The sequence below is a fragment of the Citrobacter sp. A316 genome, from assembly GCF_002042945.1.
GTDB lineage: Bacteria > Pseudomonadota > Gammaproteobacteria > Enterobacterales > Enterobacteriaceae > Citrobacter > Citrobacter portucalensis.
On sequence record NZ_MVFZ01000014.1, the window covers coordinates 124,532 to 141,845 of the forward strand.

Genomic DNA, 17,314 nt, shown 5'->3' on the forward strand with positions numbered 1-17,314 from the left:
CCAATGCCGCTCCGTAGGCCGGATAAGGCGCGGCCGCCATCCGGCACAACAAAACATCAGTTCTGCAACACCGACGACACCAGCAGCTGGGTATACGGATGATGCGGATCGTCGAGTACGCGGTCGGTTAACCCACTTTCCACCACCTGACCCTGCTTCATCACCAGCAAACGGTCGGCCAGCAGGCGCGCGACGCCCAAATCGTGGGTGACAATCACTACCGCCAGATCCAGTTCCACCACCAGGCTGCGCAGCAGGTCCAGCAGTTTGGCCTGTACCGAAACGTCCAGCCCGCCGGTAGGTTCGTCCATAAACACCAGCTTGGGATGGGTGACGAGATTGCGGGCGATCTGCAGGCGCTGCTGCATGCCGCCGGAAAAGGTGGTTGGCAGATCGTCGATACGCGAGGCAGGGATCTCTACCTCCTCCAGCCAGCGCTGCGCGGTGGCGCGGATATCGCCGTAGTGACGCGCGCCGGTGGCCATCAGACGTTCGCCAATATTGCCGCCTGCGGAGACCTGACGGCGCAGGCCATCCAGCGGATGCTGATGTACCACGCCCCATTCGGTGCGCAGCAGACGGCGACGGTCGGCCTCGTTCATGCCGTACAGCGAACGGTTCTGATACAAAATCTCACCGTTCTGCGGCGTTAGCCGTGAAGAGATCGATTTCAGCAGCGTGGTTTTGCCGGAACCGGACTCGCCGACAATACCCAGCACTTCGCCTGGCCACAGGTCAAAAGAGACGTCGCTGAAGCCTTTGCCCGGCGCGTAAAGATGGGTCAGGTTGTTGACTGAAAGCAGCGGTTGCGTCATTTGCTGAGGGCCTCGCTCTGTTGGCGGCAGTAGTCGGTGTCGGAGCAGACAAACATGCGTTTGCCGGTGTCATCGAGCACCACTTCATCGAGATAGCTGTGGGTTGAGCCGCAGATGGCGCAAGGCTCATCCCAGCTCTGCACGGTAAACGGGTGATCGTCGAAATCGAGGCTTTCCACGCGGGTGTAAGGTGGAACAGCATAGATACGCTTTTCACGGCCTGCGCCAAACAGTTGCAGGGCCGGCATCATGTCCATCTTCGGATTGTCGAATTTCGGGATGGGCGACGGGTCCATGACGTAGCGGTCATTGACCTTCACCGGATAGGCGTAAGTGGTGGCGATATGGCCGAAGCGGGCGATATCTTCATACAGTTTCACCTGCATGATGCCGTACTCTTCCAGCGCATGCATGGTGCGAGTTTCCGTTTCGCGCGGTTCGATAAAGCGCAGCGGCTCTGGGATCGGTACCTGGAAGATGATTATCTGATCTTCCACCAGCGGCGTTTCCGGGATGCGGTGGCGGGTCTGGATCAGCGTCGCATCTTCCGTACGCTCAGTGGTATTCACCCCGGTCACACGCTTGAAGAAATTACGAATCGACACGGCGTTAGTGGTGTCGTCCGCGCCCTGGTCAATCACCTTCAGCACGTCCGGCTCGCCAATCACGCTGGCGGTAAGCTGAATACCGCCAGTTCCCCAGCCGTAGGGCATCGGCATTTCACGTCCGCCAAACGGAACCTGGTAACCGGGGATCGCCACTGCTTTCAAAATTGCGCGGCGGATCATGCGTTTGGTCTGCTCATCAAGATAGGCAAAGTTGTAGCCGGAGAGGTTAGTGGTCACGGGTGGCCTCCTGTTGCAGGCGTTTGAGCAGTTCCAGTTCGGCCTGGAAATCGACGTAATGGGGAAGTTTGAGGTGCGAAACAAAACCCGCCGCCTCGACGTTATCTGCATGCGCCAGCACGAACTCTTCGTCCTGCGCCGGTCCCGTGACCGTTTCATCGTATTCGGCTGCCTGTAGGGCGCGGTCCACCAGCGCCATCGCCATCGCTTTACGTTCGCTCATGCCGAACACCAGCCCGTAGCCGCGGGTAAAATGGGGGGATTCATTTTCTGGCGCGACAAAACCGTTAACCATTTCGCATTCGGTCATCAGCAGTTCGCCGACGTTCACCGCAAATCCCAGCTCTTCCGGGACGGTTTCCAGTGCCACATAGCCGCTGCGGATTTCGGCGGCAAACGGGTGATTGCGCCCGTAGCCGCGCTGGGTGGAGTAGGCCAGCGCCAGCAGATAGCCTTCGTCGCCGCGCATCAGCTGCTGCAGACGTGAAGCGCGTGAGCAGGGGTAAACCGGCGGCGTGCGGGTGATGTCGTCGGGCGTGGCGCCATCATCCTCTTCACGCTTTGCCAGCCCCTGGTTGGCCAGCAGGGAAAAGACGTGCGGGGAGGCATCCTGCGCGCCGTCTGCGCTGCGCAGGGGCGGCGTTTCGCCATTAGCCAGCAGAGTAAAATCCAGCAGGCGATGGGTGTAGTCATAGGTTGGACCCAACAGCTGCCCGCCGGGAATATCTTTGTAGACCGCAGAAATTCGGCGCTCAAGGCGCATTTCTGCACTGTTAATCGGTTCACTGACCGCCACTTTTGCCAGCGTAGTGCGGTAGGCGCGGAGCAAAAAGATGGCTTCGACGTTATCGCCGCTGGCCTGCTTCAGCGCCAGCGCCGCCAGCTCGCGGTCGGCGATGCCGCCTTCAGTCATTACCCGGTCAACGGCCAGGTTCATCTGCTGTTCGATTTGCGCCACGCTCAGTTCAGCAATGGTCTCATCGCCCCGGCGTCGGTTTTCCTGCAGGGCGTGGGCGTTGGCTATCGCCTTTTCGCCCCCTTTGACGGCGACGTACATCAGCACACCTCCACATGGGTGGTTCGCGGAATAGCCAGCAGGCGTTCGCCGCAGGTGAGGATCAGATCGACCCCCAGTGGGAACGGGTGCGGGCGTTCGGTGAGTTCGTGAATCAGGCATTCCGGCAGCTGTGGCGCGATCATGCGCTCTTCGGCGATACCCGCGCCGGTCAGACGCAGCATGCGTCCGCCGCTTAAGCCAGAGACCTGCACAATCAGCGTGGCGCTGCTCTCTGGCGCGACGGCGGAACCGGCGGAGAGGGCGTTAAGCTGTTCGCTGCTGATGCGCTCGTCGGCGACGGCAAAGGCTGCCAGCTGCGGCTGATCCACCAGCGGCGCGTTGGTGTGAAAACGCAGGTTCTGGCGGGCGATATCGTTATCCATCGACGGAGCCAGCCAGACCGGCGTGTCGCCATCGACCAGGGTCAGCAGCACGCTGGTGGTTGCCAGGCCCAGCGGCTGCCAGCCGTGTTTCAGTTGATGCAGGGCGACGATTACGCCCGGCTCGCTCATGGCTTTCAGCAGGCGACGAAAGCTCTGCTGAGCATCCTGAACGGGTAAATTAAAAGCGGTCAGAAGTGCTGTAGATCGTGTCATGCGTTATCTCCGCGTACCAGCGTGAAGAAGTCGACCCGGCTGGCGTTGACTTTGGCACGGCGTGCGTTAATCAGCGCATCGCGTTCCGCTTCCAGCGGGGCAATTAAGGTTTCCATTAGGTTCTGGAAATGCGTTTGTTCCTGCAGCAGTGCGTCAATCACTGCACACTGCTCGGCATGTTGTTTGTTGCGTCCCAGCAGGTAGCTGTAACCCAGCGTGCCGCTCTTCAGGCGTACCACAGCCCGGGTAAGCGTGGTGTCACCGGCAAAGAAGCGGTTACCGGTACCGCCCATACGGGCCTGGATCTGCATCAGTCCGCTTTCCGGGGCGCGGATAAGTTCATAGTCCGGCGTCAGTTTGAGCGCGTTGATGCGGGCGTTCAGGGCATCGGCATTGCTGTAAGCCAGCGCGCGCATCCAGCGCTGGCGGGTGGCGGTATCGAAATGCATTCAGTGCTCCATAGTGAATTCGATCATGTCGGCGCGGGTCAGGCTGACGGAGTATTCCGCCGCGTGTTCTTCGCCTTCACGGTGGTTCAGGGTGCGCACGCACAACAGCGGCGCCATATTGGGGATTTCCAGCACCTTGCTCTCTTTGGCCTGCGCGCGGCGGGCGCTGATGCGCGTTTGCGTGCGTAGCAGCGTCAGACCGGACTGTTCGCGCAGGTAGTCATGCAACGAACCGCTGTTGAAGCCTTGCAACAGCGGCCACAGCGAGAGGTCGGAAAAATAGTGGTCGATCTGGCACAGTGCGATCCCGTTAACCCGGCGCAGGGTGCGCAGGTGAATCACGTTATCGCCCTCGTTTATGCTGAGCGCATCGGCAATGTGGCTGGAGGCCGGACGCAGCACCGCCAGCAGTTTTTCGCTGGTGGGATGGCTTCCCTGGTCCAGCAGATTCTGACTAAAGCGCGCCTGGGCATTAAGTGGGTAATCGAACGGGCGCATCAGCACCAGCACGCCGACGCCCTGACGACGCTGAACCCAACCGCGTTCAACCAACTGGTCAATGGCGCGGCGCAAGGTGTGGCGGTTTACTTCGAAGCGCGCGGCAAGTTGATGCTCGGCGGGCAGATAGTCACCGCAGCGATAATGTTGACGTAGCTCCTGCTCAAGTCTCGCGGCAATTTCCTGATAACGCGTTGGATAACTGGTCGGATGTGTAGACAAGTGCATAGCAATCAATGCCTCGCTAATCAGATAAAGTGCTTACGCAAACGCTGGGAAAGAAAATCCAGCAGGCTGACGGTGACGATGATTAACACCATCAGGGCGCAGGTTTGCTGGAACTGAAAGCCGCGAATCGCTTCCCATAAGGTCACGCCAATACCGCCTGCGCCCACCATTCCGACCACCGTGGCCGAGCGAACGTTGGATTCAAAGCGATACAGCGAGTAGGAGATAAGCAGCGGCATGACCTGTGGCAGAACGCCGTACAGAATCTCTTCAATTTTGTTGGCCCCGGTGGCGCGAATGCCTTCTACCGGACCCGGCTCAATGGCTTCTACCGCTTCGGAAAGCAGTTTGGAGAGCACCCCGGTAGTGTGGATAAACAGCGCCATCACCCCGGCGAAGGGACCTAACCCGACGGCGACCACGAACAGCATGGCGAACACCATTTCATTGATGGCGCGGCAGGCGTCCATCAGGCGACGCATCGGCTGGTAAATCCACCACGGCACCAGGTTATCGGCGCACATCAGGCCGAAGGGAATCGATAGCACAACGGCGAGGGCAGTCCCCCAGACGGCAATTTGCAGGGTGACGGCCATTTCACCGAGATAGTCCTGCCACTGGCTGAAGTCCGGCGGGAAGAAGTCGGCGGCGAAGGTCGCCATATTGCCGGAATCCTGGATCAGCGTGAGCGGTGCCATTTCGGCACCTTTCCACGAGACCACCAGTACGGCGAGCAGAATGGCCCAGCTCAGCAGCGAGAACCAGCTACGTTTGGGCGGGGCGACGGTGATGGTTTGCATGTTTAGCTCCTGGGTGTCGATGTTTCGGGTCTGTTGTAGGCCGGATAAGGTGCTGGCACCGCCATCCGGCATGGAATCCCTTGCATTGCCTGATGGCGCTGCGCTTATCAGGCCTACAATTTGGGCACCAGGTTTACTGCACTGCTTTGGTGACGCTGGTCATAGCGCCCAGTGCGGCGGTCAGACGATCAAGGTCATCGAGTTGTGCTTTCAGCGCCGAGGTTTTGCTGGTTTTCTCTTCCTCGTTCAGCCCTTTGTTGTCCTTCACACCCTGCATCTCTTTAAACAGTGCCAGCTGGCGAATCGGCACCAGTTGCAGATCGCTTGAGGCGCGGAACGGTGCCCATCCCAGGCGTTCCAGTACGGTTTTCTGTTCCGGCGTTTTGCCGTAATTCATAAAGAAGTCGTACACCTTGTCCTTGGTGGTTTCGGAGAGGTTTTTACGCCAGACGATCGGATCGCCCGGGATCAGCGGTGACTTCCAGATCACCTTCAGCTCTTTCAGTTTTTCCGGCGCGGAAGTTTTCAGCTTGTCGAGGTTTTCGGTGTTGTTGGTGGCGACATCGACCTGCTTGTTGGCGACGGCCAGCGCGTTGGTTTCATGTCCGGCGTTAACGGTGCGTTTGAAGTCGCTGGCGGAGATGTTGTTTTTGGCGAAGACGTAGTAGCCGGGGACGAGGAATCCTGATGTAGAGTTGGGATCTCCGTTGCCGAAGGTCAGATCCTTACGTTTGGCGATCAGATCGTTCAGGTTATTGATCGGACTGTCTTTGTTAACGATCAACACGCTCCAGTAACCCGGGGATCCGTCGGCGGCGACGGTCTGGGCAAACACTTGCCCGTTAGCACGATCCACCGCTTCCATTGCCGAGAGGTTGCCGTACCAGGCGATATCAACTTTGTTAAAGCGCATTCCCTGGATGATCCCGGCGTAGTCCGGGGCGAAGAAGGCGTTTACTTTCACGCCCAGTGATTTTTCCATGTCCTTCAGGAACGGTTCCCACTGCGGTTTCAGGTTTTGCTGTGATTCGGTCGAAATAATGCCAAAGTTCAGCGCTTTTTCCTGCTCTTCGGCATGGGCCGGGGTGAGCAGTGTGCTGAGACTAAACATGCTGGTGAAAGCCAGCGCGGCAACTGTTCTATAACTCATTTCCATTCCTCATTGTGGGGATGTCAGGCAGCCTGCGCGCTCTGTTCGACGCGGTTCATGCTGCGGTAGAGATGGTCAAAACGATCGTTATCAAAATGCTGGCTGCTGCCATCAAAGAAGACGTTGCCCTGGCGCAGCGCGACGATGCGTTCGCAGTAGCGCAGGGCGTAATCCACCTGATGCAGCGTGACGACCACGGTGATGCCGTCGGTCTGGTTTATGTCGCGTAGGGTGTCCATCACGATGCGTGCGGATTCCGGGTCCAGCGAGGCTATCGGCTCGTCGGCGAGGATCACTTTGGCCTGCTGCATCAGCGCGCGGGCAATTGCAACGCGTTGCTGCTGACCGCCCGAAAGCGTGGAAACGCGCTGGTATGCAAAATGCGCCATGCCCACGCGGGTCAGCGCCTGTAATGCACGCTGTTTTTGTTCCTGGCTAAACCAGCTAAAACAGGTACGCCAGAACGGCGTGCTGCCGAGCGCGCCAATCAGGACGTTCTCCAGCACCGTCAGGCGGTTCACCAGATTGAATTGCTGGAAGATGTAGCCGGTGTGGGCGCGGCTTTTACGGATATCGCGCGCCAGGCGGCCTTCATGTTGAACGGTGCGGCCCAGCAGCTCGACGCGGCTACCGGGTGATTTATCACCGGTGATCAAACCGCTTAAATGACGTAAAAGGGTGGATTTGCCGGAGCCAGATGGCCCAAGCAGAGCCACCATCTCACCGGAACAGATGTTCAGATCAACCGCATTGAGCGCCTGATGTTGATTGAAGGACTTGGAGAGTTTTTCGACGCGAATAATCGTTTGCATGATGCGGCCTCCCTAAAAAAGTGGCCCCATCGTGGCGGATTAATGTGACGTTTTCGTTAAGGGATGGTTACTCGATGATGAAGAGTTGAGCGCTATTTGATGACAGCACGGGAGGGCTGGCCTCCCGTTGGATTACTCTGTAGGGGGTTGCTGTTGTTTGACGACGTTGATCATCCACGGCACGCCATACTGGTCGCTCACTTTACCGAAACCGTGCGCCCAGAAGGTTTCCTGCCAGTCCATTTCGATTTTTCCGTTTGCCGCCAGGTTATCAAACCAGCGTTTGCCTTCGTCGACGTTTTGCGTGTCGAGTACCAGCGTAAAGCCAGAGTAGCGGGCATTTCCGTCGGGGGAGCTATCGCTCATCATGATGTCGCTGCCCGCAACGCGCAGGTTGGCGTGGGCGATGGCGGTGTCGGGGAATTTCATGCCTGAAGGGCAACCATCTTCGCTGTCCTGTGCCGATTTTGGCATTTCACCGAAGTTGATTTTGTAGAGTAGCTCAGCGCCTAACGTTTTTTGATAGTAGGCGATAGCGTCAGCGCAGTTGCCTGCAAAGGAGATATAGGGACTTAACGGCATAATCTTTACCTCAGGTAAAAGAAGCCAATTAAGTGTAGTTAGCGTCTGCAAAAATAAACCAGGCGGGAAGTATGAGCTTCCCGCCTGGTAGATGAGCTGGTGTTGACCTGATTAGCGTCGCGCTTTCAGGCAATTGGCATCAGTTCTTTTTCACAAACTCAGATTTCAGCTTCATTGGGCCAAAGCCATCGATTTTGCAATCGATGTTGTGGTCGCCTTCAACCAGACGAATGTTTTTCACTTTGGTACCAATCTTCAGCATGGAAGAGCTACCTTTTACCTTCAGGTCTTTCACGACGGTAACGCTGTCGCCGTCGGCCAGCAGGTTGCCGTTGGCATCTTTAACGATCAGTTCGTCGCTGTCCTGTGCCGGTTCAGCATCGTTCCATTCGTGTGCGCATTCCGGGCAGATGAACATGCCGTTATCTTCGTAAGTGTATTCGGAGTTGCATTGTGGGCAGTGTGGTAATGACATGTGGATTTCCTCAAAAGTCAGCAGGGGCAAATGCGCCCAAAAAATGGCAGATTGCCGAAAAAGGCCGCAATTATACATAAAATCCCTGCTTTTGTCGGGACTACTGCGTGATTACGCAAAATGATCTGCTGTAAAGGTCCCTTGCTTTAACCTCAATGAAAGTATGGCGGAATATTTTTTTAAGGGAAATTGCTACGCTTAGATATTTAAGATAAGGTGAGGCGAAATATCTGATATTCATAGGTAACATTGCTTAGGGAAGCCTAAGTCATTGTGATTGAATATCATTGAACCCCTTAAATTTAGTAGGGGAATTCCGCTGGCATTTTTTAAAACTGAACTACGCTGTTTATCTTTCTTACTTATTTTCATAAGTGAGAGGCATCAGGCCAGCGGTTATACACCAAATTTATTTTAATAATATCAATTGGTTGTTTTGATTTTAATTATTTCTATACGTAATTATAAAAGCCAAAAAATCTATAAATAAAACGATTGGGCTAAATAAAAGTAATGCCATTTGCGTTAAGGAAAAATTTTCCATGCACACACAGACAATATATGAATTAAGTCAGGAAGCGGAACGCTTGCTGATGCTCTCGCTTGAACATCTCAGGCAATTGCAAAAATTGCCTATGACGTCGTTGGATGATGTCGCGCTAAAACAAGGAGAGCATAGCAGTCAGGTTGTTCAGCCCCTGCATTTCAGTGCGCGTGGCATGGATGTCCAGCAAGCAACGCTCAATAATGAGCTACGCAAGATTACGCGTCTGGAAATGGTGCTGGCGATTGTTGGCACGATGAAAGCGGGAAAATCGACGACGATTAACGCCATTGTAGGGACAGAAGTTTTACCTAATCGTAATCGCCCCATGACGGCGTTACCAACGCTAATACGCCATACGCCGGGGCAGAAAGAGCCGGTCCTGCATTTTTCACATGTCGCGCCGATTGATGCCTTAATGAAGGTTTTACAGCAGCGCGTGCGCGAGTGCGATCGCCTGCGTCTTACGCAGACGCTGGAAATTGACAAGGATATGAATGTCCTGCTGCAGCATATTGAAAACGGCGTGGCATTTGAACGGTATTATCTTGGCGCGCAGCCTATTTTCCATTGCCTTAAAAGCCTGAACGACCTGGTGCGCCTGTCAAAAGCATTGGACGTTGATTTTCCTTTTGCTGCCTATGCCGCGATTGAGCATATTCCGGTTATTGAGGTTGAGTTTGTCCATTTGGCCGGACAGGCAAGCTACCCAGGGCAATTAACGCTGCTGGATACGCCGGGGCCAAACGAGGCGGGACAACCGCACTTACAAAAAATGCTCAATGAACAGCTGGTACGGGCCTCTGCGGTGCTGGCGGTGTTGGATTACACCCAACTGAAATCGATTTCCGATGAGGAAGTGCGTCAGGCGATCATGGCGGTCGGCAAGTCAGTACCGCTGTATGCGCTAGTGAACAAGTTCGATCAGAAAGACCGCAACAGTGACGATGAAGAGCAGGTGCGGGCGTTGATTTCCGGCACGTTGATGCAAGGCGGAATCGCCCCTGAGAGAATTTATCCGGTTTCCTCAATGTGGGGCTATCTGGCAAACAGGGCGCGTCATGAGCTGACGACGCACGGGCGACTGCCGGATCATCAGGAGCAACGTTGGGTGCAGGATTTTGCCGAAGCGGCGCTTGGCAGGCGCTGGCGCACCACCGATCTTGACGATACGGAACACATCCGTCATGCCGCCGACCTGTTGTGGGAAGACTCGCTGTTTGAACAGCCGATCCAGAAAGTGATTCACGCCGCTTATGCCAATGCTTCGCTGTATGCGCTTCGCTCAGCGTCACATAAGTTATTGAACTATGCACAAAGCGTGCACGAATATCTGGAATTTCGTGCCCACGGGTTAACGGTCGCCTATGACAAACTGCGGCTGAACATCACGCATATTGAAGAGGATATGCAGCAGTTAGAAGTGAGCCAGGGGCGGGTGAGCGATGAAGTCAGCCATGAAGTAGAACTGGCGCTGGAGGCTGCTGCAACCTATCTCAGTGAGCAACAAACCGAGATTCTTTGCGGCATCAATACGTTCTTTGTCAAAGAAAACGTCCTGATGATGTCTCAACACGGTCTGGGGACTGCTGTGAATACGGCAGAAATGGCCGGAGAGATGTTAGTGCTGCATGATGAAGGGCAGGCGAAAATTGTATTAGATAAAATTCGCTCGTCCTGTGAGGGGGTATTGCTGGCGGCGCAGGAAAGTATCAGCCGGGACTTAGCCCTGCGTTTTGAACAGCTTGAGTCGACGCTCTCCCGGGCGCTAAATGATGCGATGCGGCCAATTGAGCAAAGGGTGAAAGAGGAGCTAAACCACGCTGGTTTTCGTGCGCGGATCCGTTTTCCCGCGTTCCATACGGCGATGTTTAATTTCAATACCCGCCAATTGTTTAACGAGGCCATTGAGCAGGATATTCCGGCAGAAAATGCGTCGTCTACTGGCGGTGTGGTGCGTGACACTTTCTCTCGTTGGCTAAATCAACCCAACTGGGGATGGAATGATTACGTCGAAACAAAAACGCGTTATCTCATTGATATGGGCGCATTGCATAAGAACCTTGTGCAATACGTCTCCCAGTTTTGCCAACAAATTCGTAAAGCTTTAGCTGCCCAGGTCGATATTTCCGTTACGGCTGGCATGGCCACATTTTTTGCTGATTTCTCTCTGTGCCTGGCGCAACTGCAGGCGAGTCTGAGTGAGAGTCTGACGCTACGCCAACAAAATGAATCCGCGGTGAATGCAATGAATGAGCAATTGCAGCAGCGCATTACGATTGCGGCATGGCTTTATGAAGATTCCCGTTTGCTGCGTGATGATATCAATACCCTTTTTGCAACCGAGCACACATGACTAACGTTTTACTGGAAGGCCCCGGGAGGACGCTGGAGTGTGTCTACCCGAAGTTTATGGTCGATCTGGTTCAGGGAGATGAAACCAAACGTTCCGGCGGTTTTCTGCAACAGCAGCAGCGGCTGCGCGCGCGTCTGACGCAGGAAGTGTTATCCCAAACGCAACTGCGTGCGTGGGTGATGGCGGGAGTGTCCAGCGAACATCTGGTGATGCGCCTTAAGCTGGTGGAGAAGCTGGCAGGCATGATTGATCCGGGTCATCTGGCGCTGGTACGGATCGTTGAAGGGCTGAAGTTTTTGCAACAAACCGAACACCCGCGTGGACTTTCAACTCCCGGTCTTTTACAGCAAATAAATTCACTAACTGACTGGTTTACCCAACGCGCTGCGTATAAAGAGAAGGCGCTGACCCAGCGCGGCCTGACGGTTCAGGCGGGCGAGCATAGCGAACAAATTTTTACCCGCTGGCGGGCTGGTGCGTATGACGGCTGGTCGTTACCGGGACGCTGTTTTGTCGCGCTGGAAGAGCTACGTTGGGGAGCTTTTGGTGATGCCTGCCGGTTAGCGAATGCCGATGTGGTGTTAATGCTAAAAGACAACCTGCGAACCATGGCTGCTCAGATGTTGGCGGACAGCGTGAATGCGGCGCCTGCTACGCGTCATTACTATCATCATTGGCTCAGCACGCCAGCTGTCGGTGGATCGGGCGAGTATAACGATATGCTGAGCTGGCTGGGGAGCTGGTGCGATGCGCAGCGTCATCCGGTGAGCTGGTCGGTGGCACAGCGTTGGCAAAATGTGGCGCTGGGAATGCCGCGATTGTGTTCGGCGAAACGGCTGGTCGATGCGATGGTTGAGGAGATTTTTGCACCGACCCTGCTCGTCAATTGAGCAGGGTCGGTGAGTAGGATAAAGACAGGTTTAGTGGTGCAGAGAGTCTGCCGGGATGGCCACCGCTTCGTTGGCGACCCGGTTTTTATTAAAACGTTTGGCGTACAGCGCGGTGATAATCGGCACCAGGATGGCGGTGACAATTACGCTGGCGGCAACCAGCGCCGTAGCGGATGCGGCAACCGGTTCGAACGCCGGGTTAATCTGGGCGATAATCACCGGGTTTGCTACCGCAGCGCCTGCTGCTGAAGAGGCTGCGACGCCTGCCGTACCGTTCCCGCCACCAATAACACGGTCAGCAATAATCAGCGGGATACCGGTGATGACGATCACCGCGACACCCAGCAGGATACCCAGCAGACCGGTATCAACGATCACGCTCAGGTTAATGGTGTTACCCAACGCGAAGCCGAAGAACGGGATCAGTACCGGTGTGGCTTTGCTGAAGAAAGAACGCAGGTCGTGATCCAGGTTGCCTAATGTAAAACCAATCAGGAACGGTAATACCGCACCGATGAAATGGTGTGGCTCGAAAGAGGCCAGACCCGCGGAGCCGAGGATCACCATGGTCATTAACGGACCGGATTCCAGAGACATCAACACAAATGCGCCGGACTCTTCTTTCGTGCCGTACTGGTTCATCAGGCTGGCGTACAAACCGCCGTTGGTCATGTCCATTGCGGAGACAATTGCCAAAACAGAGAGGCCTGCAAAGAACCCGGTTTGAATACCGGTATCAGGAATAAATGAAGCAGCAATCATTGCCACTACCCACGCCACGGCTATTTTGGTTATTACCAGCGTACCGGACTTGCGTAATACCGTACCAGTAGCCCGTAAATCAATAGATGCGCCGATACAAAAAAACCACACTGCCAGAATCGGTACCGTTCCGCTGATCATTCCTTTTGTAAACGAACCGAAATACGCACCGGTATCCGGAGCTAACGTATTTAACACTGCGCCTAATAACAGAGGAATCAACATCATTCCGCCGGGGATGCGTTCAATCGTGGCTTTAATTTTCATAAACGTCCTCATGTCTTGTCGCTGCTAAAACTCGCGCAAGAGGGTAAAAATTAATAAATTCAAATAGTTACTTTTGTTTCTTAACAAAGAAAATCGCTATCTCTTTGTTTTATAAAATCTAACGCGGCATACGTTGAGCGTGTTGCTGCTCCCAGGGATATTGCGTCTGGAATTAGTTTGCATTCATGGGAACATTGATTCAATCAAAATAAAACGATGTTTTAGTTATCTTCATCACATATTCCGAGCAAAAGTTCCCGGTCGCTCTGATTATTAAAAAAGCTGTGATCTTTTTGTGAAGGGATTAGGTGTTTTTTTTTGCTAGCAGAATAATAGTGACCGCTGTGATTGTTGGTGTAATAAAGCGATTTATTCTTGTATTTAATTGTCAGTAAATCGCAAGTATTACATGTAAAAAAGCTGACTAAGAATGACCTAATTTACGCATGTTGACGAAATGAAAAGTTATATGTGAAGTTGATCACAAATTTAAACACTGTTAGGGTAAAGAGGTCATTAACCGCCCAATCAGGCGTCAACAGGTTCGGTTGTACTGCGTGTTTCTCGTCAGTGTAAGTAAACCTGCTACGCTTGTTACAGGGAATGCGCCTGTGCGTTCCCCGCTCGGTGATGACCTTGACGCATGGGCGTTGGGGGACTCGAACTGGAGCGTGACAGGGCTAAGTCTAAGAGGACGAGTATGCTAAAAAGGAAAAAAATAAAACCAATAACGCTGCGCGACGTTACCATCATTGATGACGGTAAATTGCGAAAAGCCATTACCGCAGCGTCGTTAGGTAATGCGATGGAGTGGTTTGATTTTGGTGTTTATGGGTTTGTTGCTTACGCATTAGGTAAAGTGTTCTTCCCGGGGGCTGACCCCAGCGTGCAGATGGTTGCTGCACTCGCCACCTTCTCTGTTCCCTTTCTGATTCGACCGCTTGGCGGATTGTTCTTCGGTATGCTCGGCGATAAATACGGCCGTCAGAAGATACTCGCTATCACCATTGTGATTATGTCGATCAGTACCTTCTGTATCGGTCTTATTCCCTCGTATGCCTCAATTGGTATCTGGGCGCCGATTCTGCTGTTGCTTTGTAAGATGGCGCAGGGGTTCTCGGTCGGCGGAGAGTATACCGGGGCATCGATTTTTGTCGCAGAGTACTCGCCAGACCGTAAGCGCGGATTTATGGGCAGTTGGCTGGACTTCGGCTCGATTGCCGGGTTTGTGCTGGGTGCGGGCGTGGTGGTCCTGATCTCAACTATCGTCGGCGAGGATAACTTCCTTGAGTGGGGCTGGCGTATTCCGTTCTTCCTGGCGCTGCCGTTAGGGCTGATTGGTCTGTACCTGCGCCATGCGCTGGAAGAGACTCCGGCGTTCCAGCAGCACGTGGATAAACTGGAGCAGGGCGATCGTCAGGGTCTGCAGGAAGGTCCTAAGGTCTCGTTTAAAGAGATTGCGACTAAGCACTGGCGCAGCCTGTTGGCATGTGTTGGTCTGGTGATTGCCACCAACGTCACCTACTACATGCTGCTCACCTATATGCCGAGCTATCTGTCGCATAACCTGCATTACTCTGAAGACCACGGCGTGTTGATTATTATCGCCATCATGATTGGTATGCTGTTTGTGCAGCCGATTATGGGTTTGCTCAGCGACCGTTTCGGGCGTCGTCCGTTTGTGATCATGGGCAGTATTGCGCTGTTTGTGCTGGCAATTCCGGCATTTATTCTGATTAACAGTAACGTTATCGGCCTGATTTTCGCCGGGTTGCTGATGTTGGCGGTGATCCTCAACTGCTTTACCGGGGTGATGGCGTCAACGTTACCGGCGATGTTCCCGACGCATATTCGCTACAGTGCGCTGGCCGCCGCGTTTAATATCTCGGTATTAATCGCCGGTCTGACTCCGACATTGGCCGCATGGCTGGTGGAAAGCTCGCAGAATCTGATGATGCCTGCTTATTATCTGATGGTGATTGCGGTAGTAGGTTTGATTACCGGTGTGACCATGAAAGAGACGGCTAATCAGCCGCTGAAAGGCGCGACACCTGCCGCTTCGGATATTCAGGAAGCGAAAGAGATCCTCGGCGAACACTACGATAACATTGAACAGAAAATCGAAGATATCGATCAGGAAATTGCTGAGCTACAGGTTAAGCGTACGCGTCTGGTGCAGCAGCATCCGCGTATTGATGAGTAACTGTGTTATTGCCTGATGGCACTACGTTTATCAGGCCTACGGGCAGCTCAGTGCTCTGTAGGCCGGATAAGGCGTCTTATGATATCGACTTAAGGTTGGCTTAATCTGTGTCAGGCAAACTCTCCTCCATAGTTTCGGAGGAGAGTGTCATGAAAACCCGTATTTATGAAAGTTTGACCACCGTGTGCAGTGTGCTGATCGTCAGCAGCTTTTTGTATGTGTGGGTGAGCTCTTACTGATCTTTCGCCAATTCCACCCATGCGCGAGTGCCGCTGGCTCCCTGGCGATTTTGCAGATAGAAATGCCCTTGATGTAACTGGGTGATACGACTGACAATGCTCAGCCCCAGTCCAATTCCGCCAAAGCGGCTGTCCATACGCACAAACGCTTTGCTCAACTCCCCGCATTTACTTTCATCAATTCCCGGCCCTTCATCTTCGACGGCCAGGACGGCATCATGCTCGGTATTCAGGCTAATCGTAATATGGGTGTCTTCCGGGCTGTAACGATGTGCGTTTTCCACCAGATTTCGTAGCAGCATCCGCAACAGCGTAGCATCGCCACGCACGACAACGTCCGCCGTGCTTTGTGGCAGGAGCAGCGTCTGTTTACGTTGGTCCAGCATGGTGCTGAGTTCATCGTAGGAGGGCAGAATAACGTCCTCCAGCAGTTTGACGCGCTGGTAACTCCCGGCCGAAAACGACTGTCCGACGCGGGCGAGTTGCAGCAACTGCGATACGCTGTCCATCATTTGATCAAGGCGGGCAATTAGCGGCGAAACGTCGACCTTATGGGTTTTGGATAATAATTCCAGATGCAGGCGAACGCCTGACAGCGGTGTACGGAGTTCGTGGGCGACATCGGCGGTAAATAATCGTTCGTTTTCAATAGTACTGGTCAGCCGCGTCACCAGCTCGTTGAGCGCTGAGACAACGGCCTGGATCTCAACGGTTGAGCTGTGAATTTCAATTGGGGCCAGGTTATCGGCTGCTCGCGCTTCTAACTCTTTTTGCAGATCTGCCAACGGGCGGGTTATTCGTCGCACCGCCTGATAGCAAATTAGCAGCGCCAGACTGACCATAAAGATGCCGGGGACGATCAGACTGGCGATGGCCTCGCGGATCTCATGCATGATGTGGCGATCGTTATTACGATTTTCGCGTAGCGCCTGTTCGAATAACTGTATTTGTTCGGTACTTTCGTGCCACAACCAGAAGGTGCTAATCAACTGAAAGACCAGCAGAATAAGACCAATCGTCAACATCAGGCGATGACGAAGCGGAAGCGGTTGTTTTAGATATTGCAGCAGCTTCACTTAGCTTTCCTCAGTGGCAACCAGCATATAGCCAAATCCCCTGACCGTGCGGATGCGTGATTTCCCGACTTTATCGCGCAGATTATGTATGTGCACTTCCAGCGTATTGGTCGACGGTTCGTTATCCCAACTGTAGATGTCGTTATACAAAATTTCCCGGTGTACCGGGCTGCCTGCTTTGAGCATCAGGCGTGACAGGAGCGCGTATTCTTTCGGCGTTAAGATAATCTCTTGTCCGTCCATCCACACCTGGCGACGACCGATGTTCAGCGTCAGATTGCTGACAATTAATTCACTTTCACCCTGATTGTTGTGACGACGCAGCAGTGCCCGGATGCGGGCGTGCAGTTCTTCCAGGGCGAACGGTTTGACCAGATAGTCATCGGCGCCCACGTCCAGTCCGCTGACCCGGTCTTTGAGCGTGTCACGGGCGGTGAGAATAAGCACCGGTACGGTGTATTTTTTCTGCCTGATCCGCTTCAAAAAATGCAGGCCGTCTTCATCCGGTAAACCCAGGTCCAGAACCACCAGACTGTAATGTCCGGTCTCCAGACACTGCTCCGCTGCACGGGCCGTTGATACGCCGTCGCAGGCATAGCCTTCTGTTTGCGCGGCGAGTATCAGTCCCTGTAATAACAACGTATCGTCTTCAACAATCAGGATTTTCATT

General features: G+C 54.0%; 18 protein-coding genes. 4 read left to right on the plus strand and 14 right to left on the minus strand.

Features of this window, described 5'->3' with window-relative positions:
• Positions 1-56: 56 nt before the first annotated feature.
• The 11 genes from phnK to BZK41_RS17605 form a co-directional block, all read right to left on the minus strand.
• The gene (phnK, locus tag BZK41_RS17555; RefSeq protein WP_079938998.1) at positions 57-815 is read right to left on the minus strand and encodes a phosphonate C-P lyase system protein PhnK; all 759 of its coding nucleotides are present in this window, start codon (positions 813-815) and stop codon (positions 57-59) included.
• A complete protein-coding gene (gene phnJ / locus BZK41_RS17560; protein WP_049259807.1) occupies positions 812-1,603 on the minus strand; it encodes an alpha-D-ribose 1-methylphosphonate 5-phosphate C-P-lyase PhnJ in 792 nt (263 codons plus the stop codon). The genes phnK and phnJ overlap by 4 nt, the downstream gene beginning before the upstream one ends.
• 46 nt (positions 1,604-1,649) lie before the next feature.
• Positions 1,650-2,717: a carbon-phosphorus lyase complex subunit PhnI gene (locus BZK41_RS17565; RefSeq protein WP_079938999.1), complete on the minus strand. Its 1,068-nt coding sequence runs from the start codon at positions 2,715-2,717 to the stop codon at positions 1,650-1,652.
• Positions 2,717-3,313, minus strand: a complete 597-nt coding sequence (gene phnH, locus BZK41_RS17570) for a phosphonate C-P lyase system protein PhnH (RefSeq protein WP_079939000.1) — start codon at positions 3,311-3,313, stop codon at positions 2,717-2,719. The genes BZK41_RS17565 and phnH overlap by 1 nt, the downstream gene beginning before the upstream one ends.
• Positions 3,310-3,762, minus strand: coding sequence for a phosphonate C-P lyase system protein PhnG (phnG, locus tag BZK41_RS17575; protein WP_079939001.1), 453 nt, complete (start codon positions 3,760-3,762; stop codon positions 3,310-3,312). Before phnG ends, phnH begins: the two co-directional genes overlap by 4 nt.
• Positions 3,763-4,488 (minus strand): phosphonate metabolism transcriptional regulator PhnF, encoded by a 726-nt coding sequence (gene phnF, locus BZK41_RS17580; RefSeq protein WP_003826721.1) that lies wholly within the window; start codon positions 4,486-4,488, stop codon positions 3,763-3,765.
• Positions 4,489-4,508: 20 nt separating this feature from the next.
• Positions 4,509-5,288: a phosphonate ABC transporter, permease protein PhnE gene (phnE, locus tag BZK41_RS17585; protein ID WP_016155398.1), complete on the minus strand. Its 780-nt coding sequence runs from the start codon at positions 5,286-5,288 to the stop codon at positions 4,509-4,511.
• Between the two features lie 133 nt (positions 5,289-5,421).
• The gene (gene phnD / locus BZK41_RS17590; protein WP_079939002.1) at positions 5,422-6,438 is read right to left on the minus strand and encodes a phosphonate ABC transporter substrate-binding protein; all 1,017 of its coding nucleotides are present in this window, start codon (positions 6,436-6,438) and stop codon (positions 5,422-5,424) included.
• 23 nt (positions 6,439-6,461) lie between these two features.
• Positions 6,462-7,250, minus strand: a complete 789-nt coding sequence (gene phnC / locus BZK41_RS17595) for a phosphonate ABC transporter ATP-binding protein (RefSeq protein WP_079939003.1) — start codon at positions 7,248-7,250, stop codon at positions 6,462-6,464.
• A gap of 132 nt (positions 7,251-7,382) precedes the next feature.
• Positions 7,383-7,832, minus strand: a complete 450-nt coding sequence (yjdN, locus tag BZK41_RS17600) for a VOC family metalloprotein YjdN (RefSeq protein ID WP_079939004.1) — start codon at positions 7,830-7,832, stop codon at positions 7,383-7,385.
• Between the two features lie 139 nt (positions 7,833-7,971).
• Complete coding sequence (locus BZK41_RS17605) at positions 7,972-8,307, minus strand: zinc ribbon domain-containing protein YjdM (RefSeq protein ID WP_003031835.1); 336 nt, start codon at positions 8,305-8,307, stop codon at positions 7,972-7,974.
• 542 nt (positions 8,308-8,849) lie between these two features.
• Between BZK41_RS17605 and crfC the strand changes: the two genes are divergently transcribed.
• Positions 8,850-11,207, plus strand: a complete 2,358-nt coding sequence (gene crfC, locus BZK41_RS17610; protein ID WP_079939005.1) for a clamp-binding protein CrfC — start codon at positions 8,850-8,852, stop codon at positions 11,205-11,207.
• A complete protein-coding gene (locus BZK41_RS17615) occupies positions 11,204-12,097 on the plus strand; it encodes a diguanylate cyclase regulator RdcB family protein (protein WP_079939006.1) in 894 nt (297 codons plus the stop codon). The genes crfC and BZK41_RS17615 overlap by 4 nt, the downstream gene beginning before the upstream one ends.
• A gap of 30 nt (positions 12,098-12,127) precedes the next feature.
• On the opposite strand, the gene kdgT is transcribed toward BZK41_RS17615, so the two are convergent.
• Positions 12,128-13,126 carry a 2-keto-3-deoxygluconate transporter gene (gene kdgT / locus BZK41_RS17620; RefSeq protein WP_079939007.1) on the minus strand — a complete coding sequence of 333 codons (999 nt, stop codon included), beginning with the start codon at positions 13,124-13,126 and terminating at the stop codon, positions 12,128-12,130.
• A 700-nt stretch (positions 13,127-13,826) separates the two neighbouring features.
• Between kdgT and proP the strand changes: the two genes are divergently transcribed.
• Together proP and pmrR are read left to right on the plus strand one after the other, a co-directional pair.
• Positions 13,827-15,329: a glycine betaine/L-proline transporter ProP gene (gene proP / locus BZK41_RS17625; protein WP_079939008.1), complete on the plus strand. Its 1,503-nt coding sequence runs from the start codon at positions 13,827-13,829 to the stop codon at positions 15,327-15,329.
• Positions 15,330-15,478: 149 nt separating this feature from the next.
• Positions 15,479-15,568, plus strand: coding sequence for an LpxT activity modulator PmrR (pmrR, locus tag BZK41_RS17630; protein ID WP_003826741.1), 90 nt, complete (start codon positions 15,479-15,481; stop codon positions 15,566-15,568).
• Here pmrR and pmrB read toward each other — a convergent pair.
• Positions 15,562-16,635 (minus strand): two-component system sensor histidine kinase PmrB, encoded by a 1,074-nt coding sequence (pmrB, locus tag BZK41_RS17635; RefSeq protein WP_139762622.1) that lies wholly within the window; start codon positions 16,633-16,635, stop codon positions 15,562-15,564. The two genes, pmrR and pmrB, sit on opposite strands and share 7 nt — an antisense overlap.
• Before the next feature lie 9 nt (positions 16,636-16,644).
• Entirely contained in the window at positions 16,645-17,313 is a 669-nt protein-coding gene (pmrA, locus tag BZK41_RS17640) for a two-component system response regulator PmrA (protein WP_079939010.1), read from the minus strand.
• Position 17,314: the final 1 nt, after the last annotated feature.